The sequence below is a fragment of the Neptuniibacter sp. QD72_48 genome (assembly GCF_047778065.1).
Classification (GTDB): Bacteria; Pseudomonadota; Gammaproteobacteria; order Pseudomonadales; family Balneatricaceae; genus Neptuniibacter.
Window position 1 is genome coordinate 557,233 of the sequence record NZ_CP180547.1, and the last position, 11,491, is coordinate 568,723.

The following is an 11,491-nucleotide window of genomic DNA, read 5'->3' on the forward strand; positions in this document are numbered from 1 at the left end:
TATTAAATCTCTATGCAGATTAAGCAAGCGGTAAAACTAAGTAATCAACTCGGTGGTGTCAGTGAGTCGGCTCAATTAGATGTTGAGTTGATGCTATGTCATCTGCTCGATAAGCCGGGCAGCTACCTGTTTACTTGGCCTGAAAAAAAGTTAGACCCAAAAATTGTTGATCAATTGACAGTGATGATTGATCGGCGTCTCAAAGGTGAGCCTGTTGCGCATATTATCGGTATGCGAGGTTTTTGGGATTTTGACTTGGAAGTGTCCCCTCATACCTTGATTCCTCGTCCCGATACCGAAGTGGTGGTCGAAAAGGCTTTGCAGTTGTGCACTAAGAAGCACGCACGTATTACTGATTTGGGCACGGGAACAGGAGCCATAGCTTTAGCTTTAGCTTATGAAAATCCAGAATGGACTGTGATTGCATCAGACTTTGTGCCGGAGGCGGCACAATTGGCTGAGCGCAATCGAGCCCGATTGCAGCTTGAAAACGTAGAAGTCATACAGGGAAGCTGGTTTGAACCCCACCATGGTCATTACGATATGATCGTCAGTAATCCACCTTATATCGATCCGGAAGATCCGCATCTAGAGCAAGGCGATGTTCGGTTTGAGCCTCTTTCGGCGCTCACGGCTGAAGATCAGGGTATGTCAGATATCAAACACATATGTGAACAGGCTCGAAGTTACCTTGTGCCTGGTGGCCACCTGTTATTTGAACATGGTTATGACCAAGGTCCTGTTTGCCGCGCCTTGCTGGACAGTTTAGGGTATACAGAAATAGGTACTCAGCGTGATTATGGCGATAATGAGCGAGTAACCTTTGCATTATGGCCAGGTGATACCTGCGCTTAAGGAGAAAACAATGCTGAGTGATGAGCAGCTATTACGCTACAGCCGCCAAATTATGTTGCCTGATGTCGATATCAATGGGCAGGAGATCTGGTTAAATTCGACAGTTTTGATCATCGGTCTAGGTGGCTTGGGCAGTCCTGTCGCTATGTACCTAGCTGCGGCAGGTATAGGTGAGCTTATCCTAGTGGATGATGACGAAGTGGAGCTTTCCAATTTACAGCGTCAGATTGCTCATAACACTAAGCGCATTGGTGCGCCTAAAGTGGATTCAGCTCGAAATACCATTGCTGGTCTAAATCCAGATACTCGAGTTAAAGCGTTGTATGAGCGTTTAGACGACGAGGCTTTGCAGCGTTTAGTCGCAACCGTTGACCTTGTGGTTGATTGTACTGATAACTTTAGTACTCGGTTTTCGATTAACCGTGCCTGCTTTATGCACAAGAAACCATTGGTTTCCGGTGCGGCTATCCGTATGGAAGGTCAGGTGGCGGTTTACGATCCGCTTAATCCAGAATCACCTTGTTATCAATGCCTCTACAAAGAGGGAAGTGATGAAGCGCTTACTTGCTCTGAGTCCGGTGTTTTATCGCCTCTAGTCGGTATTATCGGATCGGTTCAAGCATTAGAAGCATTAAAAGTTTTGGCTTCGGTTGGCGAGAACTTGGCAGGCCGTTTACTGCTTTTAGATGCAAAAGCCATGGATTGGCGCACCCTTAAATTGCGCAAAGACCCAGAGTGTAGTGTTTGCAAAGGCATGCATGCCGAAGGTGATAGTCATGACTGACGATCAGTTATCTATCGATGTTTTAGAAAGTGTCCGGACTATCGCGCTAGTAGGTGCGAGTAACAAGCCTGAGCGCGCAAGTTTTCGTGTGATGGCTTTCTTGAAAACTTGCGATTATGACGTTATCCCGGTCAACCCTGCACTTGAGGGTGAAACTCTGCACGGTGAGCAGGTTGTGGCCTCTTTAGCTGATATTGATAAAACGGTAGATATGGTCGATGTGTTTCGTCGCAGCGATCAGGCTGGAGAGGTTATCGACGAGGCTATTCAAATCGGAGCTAAGGCCGTTTGGTTGCAGTTAGGGGTTTACAGCCCTGACGCACAGAAACGTGCTGAAGATGCAGGCCTTAAGGTTGTAGTAAATCGCTGCCCTAAAATCGATATTCCTGACTTATCAATTAATACCCCCCTCAAGTTTTAACGTCTAGCTCGAATTAGGAAGAACGGCGTTTCTAACTGAATGGTTTCAATCTCAATGTTGTTAAAACCATTGCTTTCCAATAACTCAATATAAGCATTGGGCTCACGGAAAGAGCGATTGAATAGCAGCATAGGCAAGAGGCCATAAGGTACTGGATCACTTAGATCTAATGGTCCTCTTTCACATATCAGTATTTCACCCCGATCATTTAATGTGCTCGTCGCTTGGCGGATAAATTGTGCACAGGCTTCTATTGGCCAATCGTGCAAGATCGATTTGAAGGTCACCAGATCTTGTTGCTGCGGTAGTTTATCCACAAGAGCGTCTGCAGCTTTAAAATCGATTCGATCTGTTTCTTGTTCACCCCTAATGTGTCTTTTACCTACTTCACACACCACAGGAAGATCGATAATAGTTGAATTGAGTGCTGGATTGGTTTTGCATAATTGCAGTGCAAATTCTCCACTGTTTCCTCCGATATCCAAATGATTTTTTATATGGCTCAGATCGGCGTGTTTAGCAATTACACGGCCTTCGTAGCGGGTTAAGCAGGTGGTGAAGCGCATCCAGCGACGGGTTGCAGTAATGTTTTCTGGCGTGACCTCAAAACAGCGATTGTAAGCGAACAGTTCAAATACCTTAGCTTGCTGAATAAAACGAGGCATGTCCTCAAGGAACAGTGTGTAGTGCTCCAAAAGGTCAGGTGCTAATAGATTTGCAAACTCCAATTTGGAAAGTAGCAGATCTTGGAAGGGGAGTGTTTGGCTGAAATCCGCCGTCAGTTTCCATCGAAGTTTATCGTCCTGCTCAATGACATTAGCTGCTTTTAATTGTTGGAGCAGCATGCCCAGGGCTGTCACTTTAGGGTGGCTTTGTTGCAAAGCATCTTCAGAACGAGGTTGGTCTGATAGGATTTTGATCAGGCCTAGTTGTAAAGCCGTAAACAGTGCTTGGGCTGTGACAAAATCTTGAATAAATGCCTCGATGCAAAGGTAGGCTTTCCAGTCCTGTTGTTCAGCTGTTGAATCATCAAGGCAAAGAGGCTGCATTGTTTATCCTTTTGATTGTTCTTGTGAGATCGCTTGGTAAATGCGCTGAGCTATTTCGCCAAGTGGTAGTGTGCCATCGATATTAATATCGGCATCTTCGGTTAGGCGTTCTTGTTGTATGACGAGTGTAGCGCGGATATCTTGAATGTAACCTTCAAGGTAATGAGCTAGCCAGTCCAGTTGCTGAACGTAGTCAGATGGGGCTTTTTTAAATTCGTTGCTAAAGGCTTTGATGTTACGAGCAAGTGAAATATCAAGAGGGGTGTCTAGCCAAACTAGGCAATCAATATATTGCCCACTGGCGTGATGATGTCGGCCTAATGGGGTTTCAATCAACAAGAAGCTTTTATCAGAGGTTTGGATCTGGGCGGCAATCGCTTCAGCAAAGCCGGGAATATTTAAATTGTTGTAGTCGCCACCTTGTTTCATCCATTGAAGGATTTCGGCCATGGATTGATTTGTGGCTTGTTGATAATCATCGTAGAAGAGTGTGTCTGCATCTAGCAGTTTAGCTAGGGCTAAGGTTAAAGAGGTCTTACCGCTACCAGGTGCGCCTGCGATGGCTATTACAAAGCATCTCTTTGAATCTGTCATGAGAGAAACATCGCTCTAATTTTCTGATCGTCCCAGCATTTTTGCGCATAGTTTAGCGTCTCTTCTGAGTAACTGTGTTGGTCGATATCGTTCGGACAACATGCGCCAGAATTTATAATAAAGTGGATAAGCGGTAACTGATCGCTAGCTAAGGCTTTATGAATAAGCTCATCATCGAGCTGCCCACCATACTGGAGCAAGACGGATAGATGCAGCATGAGTTCTTGTTCGGAGCAATGATCAAAGCATTGCTGCAGAAGTGGTGTTGGATTTGTTTTGGCGCCAGCAGTGTAAAGCACTGTTAATAATGGCAGGCTGTTTTCTTGTCTAAGTGACAGTTCTGCAAGTGTTAGATTTGCATTGGTGTGACTTGTTTGGTCTGCATTAGCGCCGAAGTTTAGCACCAGCTTTAACGCTTTTGGTGCTTGTTTAAGAATACATACTTCAGCTAAAGGCGCAGTATCATCAGAGACTGGTTGATTGATTTCTTCCGGTTCGAGTTTTTGCAGATGTTTTTGTAGCTTGGTCAGATCATCGGCATCGATCGCCTTAAAAGCTTTTGCTAATCGATCGCTTTTGAATAACTTAAACATCTTTATCCTCATTTAATAAAACTCTACTGACACTACGCTGTCAGTAGGCCTAGTTTAGCATCCCTGTTGTCATATTTAAGAATTGGATTAAGGAGAATAACAATGACAACAACCGTCGTGGAAATGGTAACTTACAATCTGAAATCGGGCGTGAATAAAGCTGACTTTGCATCGACTCATGACAAGGTTAATGAGTGGCTGAAGAAGCAGGAAGGCTTTCTGTATCGCTCAGTGAGCGAAGATGAAAATGGCTTACTGCACGATTTAGCTTATTGGCAGAATATGCCAACAGCTAAAGCGGCGGGAGATGCATTTATGAAATCTGACGAAGGCCAGTCGTTGTGCGGCCTTATTGATATGGACAGTTGTCATATGCGCCATATGGAAGTACAAACAGAAGCGATGATTTGCGAAGGGGCTTAGGGAGCTAAATTGCCAATGAGGAAAGCGGAACGCTTATTTCAATTATTAACGCTTTTGCGCGGCCGCCGAACCGCTTTAACGGCCAGCGCCTTGGCTGAGGTGTTGGAAGTCTCTGAGAGAACTATCTACCGAGACATACAGGCGCTTTCGCTTTCCGGTGTACCTATTGAAGGTGAAGCGGGGGTAGGCTATCGCCTACGCCCTGAATTTAACCTGCCACCTTTGATGTTTGATGAAGAAGAACTCGAAGCACTGTTGCTTGGCGTACGTTTAGTGCAGGGTTGTAGTGATCAGCATCTGGGTCAGTCTGCTTCCCGAGTGCTAGATAAGGTCAAAGCGGTTTTGCCGACTGAACTTTATGATCAATATATTGAAGGTCCTGAATGGTTTGTTGTTCCTGGATTGCATCGACAATGGACAACGCAATACAGCGACCAGATCAGAGTCGCAATCAAGAATCGGTTTGTGATCTCTATTGGTTATCAACGAGAAGATAAACAACAATCCGAACGTAAAATCTGGCCTTTAGGTTTGGTTTACTGGGGCGCTGTTTGGACCTTGGTCGCTTGGTGTGAGCTGCGCGATGATTTTCGTATGTTTAGATTGGATCGTATCCAGTCGCTTACGCAATTGTCCCGTCATTTTGAAACCACTGATCAAATTAGCTTGCAGACCTATCTTAAGCGTACAGAATGTACGGAAGCTTAAATTACACCTGTAATGCGCATGATATAGATGCCCGCCGATAGGCTGAGGATAGAGCCTATGGTCGTCATCAATATGATATTCGCCGCTAGTTTCTCATTTCCTCCCATCGCTTTAGCCATAACAAAACTGGCAGCAGCTGTCGGACATCCAAATAGAACCATGAGCATGGTTAAATCTTGCCCTTTGAAGCCGTATGCACATGCGGCGAGTGTTAATATCAGAGGGATAAAAAGTAGCTTTGATAAGGTCGCCCAAGTGGCTTGTGAAGAAGTGCTACGTAAGCTCTTCATGTTCAATGAGCCGCCTATAGCCAATAGGGCTAAAGGTAGGGTCAGATTGGCGAAGTAACGCCCCGTTTTTTGTGCAATTTCGGGAAGCTGGAAACCGAAGTAAGAGAACGGAAGTGCCAGCAATACCGCAATGATCAGTGGGTTTTTTACGATTTCTAATACAGTGCTGCCGATACTTGCGCCACCTTTATGTTTGGCTGGCAGAGTTAATGCAATGATTGAAAGGACGTTAAATAGAGGAATCACGAGTGCCAGTAATAGGGATGCTTGAGCTAAACCGGAATCAGAAAACAGGTTATAGCTCACAGCTAAACCAATAATGCCGTAATTACTTCGAAACGCACCTTGTATAAAAACGCCTAAGTCTTCTGGTTGTTTGATCCAGCGCTTAGCAAGAAACCAAAGAGCGATAAAGCTGATCAGAGTGCCTATTAAGACAAAACCCAGTTGTTCCGGATTAAAGACTGCGTGAAAGTCTGTCCTTGAGATAGACATAAAGACCAAGGCTGGCAGAGTGATCATAAATACGAGCTTTGATGCTGTATTTATGAAGGCATCATCAATCAGCCCTACACGTTTTAGTACGTAGCCAAGGAAACCAATAAAAAAGATAGGGGCAGTGATACTCGCAGTAAAACTGAGCGATGAAAGGTAAAGATCCACAGGCACTCACTCTGGAATAAAGAGTACAGTTTATCATAGTTGCTTAGGCGGCGGTTGAAGCGTGCTTTTTCGGGTAATCGAATAGAATGCTGGTGGCACAGCCCGCTGCTAATTCATGCCACTGGGTAATGCTTAGATGCATGTGAAGAACCGCTGCCGTTGGAAACTTTTCTAAGTGGCTTTGAGTCAGCATATCAGCTAGTTGGTGTAGCGCTGGGTTATGGCCGACCAGCATAATACTGCTCAGATGATCTGATTGGTTTTGCAAAAGGTACATCAGTGTTTCGGCACAAGATGCATACAGTTCTGGATGGGTTTGCAATTGTTCCGGTTTTAAATTGAGGTGCCGGTGGATTTCGGAGGCAGTTGTTAATGCTCTGTTTGCGTTGCTTGCTAAGATGAGTTCTGGTTCGATGCCATATTCACCTAAACGCGTAGCCATCTTTGGAAGGTCTCTCTGACCACGCTTATTGAGAGGGCGCTCAAAGTCATCAAGAGTGGGGTCTTTCCAGCTGGATTTTGCGTGACGAACTAAAGTTAGCTTTTTCATAAAGCGCTCCCGCAGTTAGACGCTCTTAGGAGTATTACTTTAGATAGCTGGAATTGCGAGTCAGCCGAGATGAAAAAACATCCGGAGAGCGGCCAAAAGACTAAAATCCGGGGCTGCGGTGAAGTGCAGTATAGATTTGAGTAATGACGTGAACCGCTCTCTGCAATAAGAATAGAGCCTTAGCACAAGTCCGCCGCACAGCGAGAATATGGCAATGGGGTCAGTACGTTGTGTACCTTCCCCTATCTTATTGCTGGATGATAAAAGGACGATCTTACGAAATTGAGTACATCTTTGACGGTTGTGGGACCGGTTTTTGCGGTTGAAGAACGTTCTTCATTAATGCCCGCATCTGCTGCATCGGTCTGCTACCGGGTTGATTGAGGCGCATAGGGCTTTCGCGAAATAAGCGCTCGTCCATCGGTGTTAAGTGATCATCTATTAATGGCATAAACTCCATCTGATCCAGAACATCCTTCTGCAGATCGATACCCGGTGCAATCTCAGTCAGTAACAATCCTTTAGGAGTTAGCTTAAATACGGCACGTTCTGTGATAAAGGTGACCCGTTGCTGGCATTGCATGGCGTATCCGCCATTAAATGTGATTTGTTGTACAGATTTTTTAAATTTCTTAAGAGGCCCGTTCTCTATCACTTTTAATCCGTGCTCATGTACTTCTAATAACTGTTTCCCTGAGGTGAATGTTCCAAGGAAGTACACATCTTTAGTGTTTTGGGTAATGTTGATAAATCCGCCAGCACCAGCGAGTTTAGGGCCGAATTTACTTACGTTAACGTGACCTTCAGGGCATGTTTCCGCCAACCCTAAAAAGGCTTGATCCAAACCGCCGCCATCATAGAAATCAAACTGAGCAGGTTGGTCTACCATCGCTTCTGCATTACTTGTTGCACCAAAGCTAAGCCCGCTTGCGGGTTGGCCGCCGATGCCGCCAGGCTCAACGGTTAGAGTGAAATCTTCTATCTTTCCTTCTTCAGCTGCAACGGCTGCTAACGTTTCTGGCATGCCGATCCCCAGATTGACCACAGCATTATTTTTGAGCTCCATTAGTGCGCGACGTGCGATGATTTTTCTTGCATCTAAAGGAACAGGTTTGCTTGCTTGAGCCGGTAACGTAATTTCACCACTGTAGGCTGGGTTATAGGATTCGGCAAAAGTTTGAGGGTGGTCTTCAGCTGGAGCTTGAATAATATGATCGACCAAAATTCCCGGAATGCGGATTCTATCTGGTGTTAGGTTGTGTTGTGCAGTAATACGTTCAACTTGCACTAGCACCTTGCCGCCGCTGTTTTTGACGGCTTGCGCAATCGCTAAAGCATCTAAAGGCAGGGCTTCACGTTCCATGGATATATTGCCTTTACTATCTGCTGTTGTGCCACGTAGCAGGGCAATGTTGGGTTGGCAGTGTTTGTATAGAAGGGCTTCTTCACCGTTAAGATCAAGTAGTTGTACTAGTTGCTCTTCTGTGCGGCTATTAACTTGACCACCTTCAATACGTGGGTCTACAAAGGTGTGTAACCCTACGCGTGTGAGAGTGCCCGGTTTACCTGCAGCAATATCGCGGAACATGTGACAGATAACTCCTTGAGGAAGGTTATATGCCTCGATTTTATTCTCGAACGCCATTTTCCCGAGGGCGGGTGCTAACCCCCAATGCCCGCCGATGACGCGCTTAATCATTCCTTCATGGGCAAAGTGATTTAAACCACGGGTTTGGGCATCGCCTTGGCCGGCCGCGTAAAGTAGGCTGAGATTGTTGGGGGTGCCTTGATCTAGAAATCGTTTTTCGATCGCTTTTGCAAGGGTTTCAGCAAAGCCAATACCGATAAAGCCGCCTGTAACTATGGTGTCATTTGATTGAATTAATGCTGCCGCTTGATCGGCTGAGATCAGCTTATTCTGAGACATCCTGAATACCATTCTTGTTATTTTTAATTCAGTTGTACATAGCAAGGCGGGGGCCATGTTTTAAATATCTTTTAAAAACAATGGCTTGAAGGTTTTTGTTGCAGGCTGGATGTAGATAAGTGTCTAATAAAATAGACAGTGTGCTTTGTGTGTCTGTTTTTTTAAACGTTTTTGTTGTCTCTTAGGCGTTGATAAAGGCTTGCTCTAGAGATACCTAGCAGTTTAGCTGCAGCTGTTTTATTACCATTGCATTGCTGTATCGCTTCTTCAATGGCTGAACGCTCATGCTCTTTACGGTAGCTTTTTAGATTTGTTAAAGGGTTTCTGTGAAGGGGTTGTTCTTCATTTGCGCCTAAATCTGGCGCTTCAATTGAAGAGCCTTCAGCCATAACGCAGCCTCGTTCTAAGCGATTTCGAAGTTCGCGAATATTACCAGGCCAGCTATAGCTTTGTAGCCATTCTAGGGCTGACGGAGACAAGGGCAGTTCTGGTAGTTGCGATTGGCGCTGAATCTCGCTCAACATGTGTTCGGATAGCAGAGGGATATCTTGGATGCGCTCCCGTAGAGGCGGTAGATTGATCGGCAAGACGTTTAAGCGGTAGTAAAGGTCTTCACGAAATAAACCTTGTTCTACTTGGCTGCGTAGATCTTTGGCTGTTGCTGCGATGATGCGAACATCTACCTTTTCAAGGCGGTTGGAGCCGAGTGCTTCTACTTCTCGTTCCTGAAGCACTCGAAGTAGTTTTGCCTGCATGGCGAGAGGCATTTCTGCAATCTCATCAAGAAATAGAGTACCGCCTTCAGCTAGTTGGACTTTGCCTTGTCGAGCCTTTCTATCTGCGCCAGTATAAGCACCGGGCGCTGTGCCAAACAGTTCGGCTTCGGCAAGAGATTCGGGTAGCGCGCCCATGTTAATGCCTACAAAAGGTCCGCTACGACGTGTGGAAGCATGGTGGATGCCTTGAGCTAATAGCTCTTTTCCTGTCCCGGTTTCGCCTAATAAAAGTAAGGTGGTATCGAGTTGCGAGGCTCTTAGTGCTTGACGACGAAGCTGTTGCGTCTTGGGCGCATTACCGATCATGTCGTCTAGGGCGTATCGGCTTGGGCGGATGATTTTCTCATCTTCAAATTTTCGCTGTAGACGAGCAAATTTATCAAACAGTGGCTGAAGGCTATCTAAATCATCATAAAAAACAAAACCTATAGCTCCAATGATTTTATTGTCAGGGTTTTTGATAGGGAGACGGGTAACAACGCACCAGCGGTTGTTGATCTGCATGAGATCTACAAAGGATGGCTTTCCACTTTTGATGACTCTAGGGAGTTGCGTTGTGGGGATTAGTTCTTCTACGTTACAGCCAATGGGATCCATCTGTTCAGGAATAGCGACAAGCTTGCGATAAGCATCACTCATCCACAGAATAGAAGCTGTTTCATCGACGGCGATGGAGCCTTGGCATAGACTTGAAAGTAGATCGAATAAGTTGTGATTATTATCTTGTTCAATCAGCTGGCGTAGTGAATGCATAGGAACCCATCGTCTTTATGTTTCCAGTACAAAACTACGCGTAACTATCTATGGTGCCAAGTAAAATTTAGCTAGGGTATTTACCTAAGCAACTTTTTCTTTCGCTTCTTTAGCACGTTTTTTGTGATGTCGAGCAACAGAACCCTTGATTACAATCTCCCAATTGTCTGCTGTGCTCATCAGCATTGCGCCGCAGTTGCCGCATTTACAGATCTGAGAATTACCTAAATCACTAACCGTTTTTAGCTGTGGGTGTTCCTTCCCGTTTTTAACTAACTCAAAGCAATGCTTGCAATCAGTGTTCACGCTATATCTCCTTGCTGGGCATGAGAGGCTACTTTCGGTTAAATATCGGACAATAAATAATATTCTTTAGTAAAAAAATATAAAAAACATGAGTTTTTTTTGTTTATTTATTGTCCGTTTTTAAGATTTTATTATAACTTGTTGAAATTTAAGGATTAAATGGTCTCTTCTGTGCTGGCCATAATACTGCCGCCATCACCGTTTTTAGCTAGTTCTCCGATCTCCTTATCGATAAAGAATAAGCCTTTGCCATCTTCGCCAATTATTTTGATTTTATCTAGGATGCCATTAAACAGCTTCTCTTCTTCATGCTGTTCAGCTACATACCACTGTAGGAAGCTAAAAGTTGAGTAATCTTGGTTTGTGAAAGCTGTGTGCGCTAACTCGTTTATTTTGCGGGTAACTAGGCATTCGTGTTCGTAAACTTTTTCGAATAGGTCGCGAATTGAGTCGAACTCTGCCTCTGGAGCTTCAATCGTGCCGATCAGCGCCATCGCACCGGTTTCATTGACATAAGTGAATAGACGCTTCATGTGCGACATCTCTTCATCAGCGTGCTTGTATAGAAATTCGGCGCATCCTTCGTACCCTTTTGACTCGGCCCAAGCACCCATTTGTAGATAAAGGTTGGATGAGAAAAATTCTAGATTAATCTGTTCGTTTAGCTTTTCAAGCATTGCTGGGCTGAGCATAGGTAAATCCTTACTAATTAGTTACGTCACATAGCAACAGGCTTACATAGCCATTTTTTGCAATTAGCAGAACGAGCGCATTTACGGCAGAGGTAAGTGCTTGAGCG

14 protein-coding genes are annotated in these 11,491 nt (G+C 45.0%); 5 read left to right on the forward strand and 9 right to left on the reverse strand.

The window, feature by feature from the left end; translation table 11 throughout:
- Positions 1-12: 12 nt before the first annotated feature.
- The 3 genes from prmC to ACMXYX_RS02335 are packed head-to-tail and all read left to right on the forward strand — an operon-like array spanning position 13 to position 2,060.
- On the forward strand, positions 13-855 hold the full coding sequence (gene prmC, locus ACMXYX_RS02325; protein ID WP_415906443.1) for a peptide chain release factor N(5)-glutamine methyltransferase: 843 nt from the start codon (positions 13-15) through the stop codon (positions 853-855).
- Between the two features lie 10 nt (positions 856-865).
- A complete protein-coding gene (locus ACMXYX_RS02330; RefSeq protein ID WP_415897463.1) occupies positions 866-1,639 on the forward strand; it encodes a molybdopterin-synthase adenylyltransferase MoeB in 774 nt (257 codons plus the stop codon).
- Complete coding sequence (locus ACMXYX_RS02335; protein ID WP_415897464.1) at positions 1,632-2,060, forward strand: CoA-binding protein; 429 nt, start codon at positions 1,632-1,634, stop codon at positions 2,058-2,060. The genes ACMXYX_RS02330 and ACMXYX_RS02335 overlap by 8 nt, the downstream gene beginning before the upstream one ends.
- On the opposite strand, the gene ACMXYX_RS02340 is transcribed toward ACMXYX_RS02335, so the two are convergent.
- The 3 genes from ACMXYX_RS02340 to ACMXYX_RS02350 are packed head-to-tail and all read right to left on the reverse strand — an operon-like array spanning position 2,057 to position 4,296.
- On the reverse strand, positions 2,057-3,109 hold the full coding sequence (locus tag ACMXYX_RS02340) for a methyltransferase (RefSeq protein ID WP_415897465.1): 1,053 nt from the start codon (positions 3,107-3,109) through the stop codon (positions 2,057-2,059). The genes ACMXYX_RS02335 and ACMXYX_RS02340 overlap by 4 nt on opposite strands.
- Before the next feature lie 3 nt (positions 3,110-3,112).
- Positions 3,113-3,703 carry a hypothetical protein gene (locus ACMXYX_RS02345; protein ID WP_415897466.1) on the reverse strand — a complete coding sequence of 197 codons (591 nt, stop codon included), beginning with the start codon at positions 3,701-3,703 and terminating at the stop codon, positions 3,113-3,115.
- On the reverse strand, positions 3,700-4,296 hold the full coding sequence (locus tag ACMXYX_RS02350; RefSeq protein WP_415897467.1) for a hypothetical protein: 597 nt from the start codon (positions 4,294-4,296) through the stop codon (positions 3,700-3,702). Before ACMXYX_RS02350 ends, ACMXYX_RS02345 begins: the two co-directional genes overlap by 4 nt.
- A gap of 102 nt (positions 4,297-4,398) precedes the next feature.
- On the opposite strand from ACMXYX_RS02350, the gene ACMXYX_RS02355 reads away from it, so the two are divergent.
- Both ACMXYX_RS02355 and ACMXYX_RS02360 read left to right on the forward strand, forming a co-directional pair.
- A complete protein-coding gene (locus ACMXYX_RS02355; RefSeq protein ID WP_415897468.1) occupies positions 4,399-4,719 on the forward strand; it encodes a hypothetical protein in 321 nt (106 codons plus the stop codon).
- A 15-nt stretch (positions 4,720-4,734) separates the two neighbouring features.
- A complete protein-coding gene (locus ACMXYX_RS02360; protein WP_415897469.1) occupies positions 4,735-5,427 on the forward strand; it encodes a helix-turn-helix transcriptional regulator in 693 nt (230 codons plus the stop codon).
- On the opposite strand, the gene ACMXYX_RS02365 is transcribed toward ACMXYX_RS02360, so the two are convergent.
- The 6 genes from ACMXYX_RS02365 to ftnA form a co-directional block, all read right to left on the reverse strand.
- Complete coding sequence (locus tag ACMXYX_RS02365; RefSeq protein WP_415897470.1) at positions 5,424-6,380, reverse strand: AEC family transporter; 957 nt, start codon at positions 6,378-6,380, stop codon at positions 5,424-5,426. The two genes, ACMXYX_RS02360 and ACMXYX_RS02365, sit on opposite strands and share 4 nt — an antisense overlap.
- 43 nt (positions 6,381-6,423) lie before the next feature.
- On the reverse strand, positions 6,424-6,930 hold the full coding sequence (locus ACMXYX_RS02370) for a SixA phosphatase family protein (protein WP_415897471.1): 507 nt from the start codon (positions 6,928-6,930) through the stop codon (positions 6,424-6,426).
- Positions 6,931-7,204: 274 nt separating this feature from the next.
- Positions 7,205-8,857, reverse strand: coding sequence for an acyl CoA:acetate/3-ketoacid CoA transferase (locus ACMXYX_RS02375; protein ID WP_415883390.1), 1,653 nt, complete (start codon positions 8,855-8,857; stop codon positions 7,205-7,207).
- A 161-nt stretch (positions 8,858-9,018) separates the two neighbouring features.
- Positions 9,019-10,386 carry a sigma-54 interaction domain-containing protein gene (locus tag ACMXYX_RS02380; RefSeq protein ID WP_415883391.1) on the reverse strand — a complete coding sequence of 456 codons (1,368 nt, stop codon included), beginning with the start codon at positions 10,384-10,386 and terminating at the stop codon, positions 9,019-9,021.
- An 84-nt stretch (positions 10,387-10,470) separates the two neighbouring features.
- Positions 10,471-10,692, reverse strand: a complete 222-nt coding sequence (locus ACMXYX_RS02385) for a hypothetical protein (RefSeq protein WP_415883392.1) — start codon at positions 10,690-10,692, stop codon at positions 10,471-10,473.
- Positions 10,693-10,847: 155 nt separating this feature from the next.
- On the reverse strand, positions 10,848-11,384 hold the full coding sequence (ftnA, locus tag ACMXYX_RS02390; protein ID WP_415883393.1) for a non-heme ferritin: 537 nt from the start codon (positions 11,382-11,384) through the stop codon (positions 10,848-10,850).
- Between the last annotated feature and the right edge of the window lie 107 nt (positions 11,385-11,491).

What these genes read in the sequence shown, in the direction of transcription:
- ACMXYX_RS02380 (WP_415883391.1), bottom strand. Translation starts at nt 10,386, where the DNA reads ATGCATTCACTACGCCAGCTGATTGAACAAGATAATAATCACAACTTA.
- ACMXYX_RS02340 (WP_415897465.1), bottom strand. Translation starts at nt 3,109, where the DNA reads ATGCAGCCTCTTTGCCTTGATGATTCAACAGCTGAACAACAGGACTGG.
- ACMXYX_RS02370 (WP_415897471.1), bottom strand. Translation starts at nt 6,930, where the DNA reads ATGAAAAAGCTAACTTTAGTTCGTCACGCAAAATCCAGCTGGAAAGAC.
- ACMXYX_RS02345 (WP_415897466.1), bottom strand. Translation starts at nt 3,703, where the DNA reads ATGACAGATTCAAAGAGATGCTTTGTAATAGCCATCGCAGGCGCACCT.
- ACMXYX_RS02360 (WP_415897469.1), top strand. Translation starts at nt 4,735, where the DNA reads ATGAGGAAAGCGGAACGCTTATTTCAATTATTAACGCTTTTGCGCGGC.
- ACMXYX_RS02335 (WP_415897464.1), top strand. Translation starts at nt 1,632, where the DNA reads ATGACTGACGATCAGTTATCTATCGATGTTTTAGAAAGTGTCCGGACT.
- ACMXYX_RS02330 (WP_415897463.1), top strand. Translation starts at nt 866, where the DNA reads ATGCTGAGTGATGAGCAGCTATTACGCTACAGCCGCCAAATTATGTTG.
- ACMXYX_RS02355 (WP_415897468.1), top strand. Translation starts at nt 4,399, where the DNA reads ATGACAACAACCGTCGTGGAAATGGTAACTTACAATCTGAAATCGGGC.
- prmC (WP_415906443.1), top strand. Translation starts at nt 13, where the DNA reads ATGCAGATTAAGCAAGCGGTAAAACTAAGTAATCAACTCGGTGGTGTC.
- ACMXYX_RS02375 (WP_415883390.1), bottom strand. Translation starts at nt 8,857, where the DNA reads ATGTCTCAGAATAAGCTGATCTCAGCCGATCAAGCGGCAGCATTAATT.
- ftnA (WP_415883393.1), bottom strand. Translation starts at nt 11,384, where the DNA reads ATGCTCAGCCCAGCAATGCTTGAAAAGCTAAACGAACAGATTAATCTA.
- ACMXYX_RS02350 (WP_415897467.1), bottom strand. Translation starts at nt 4,296, where the DNA reads ATGTTTAAGTTATTCAAAAGCGATCGATTAGCAAAAGCTTTTAAGGCG.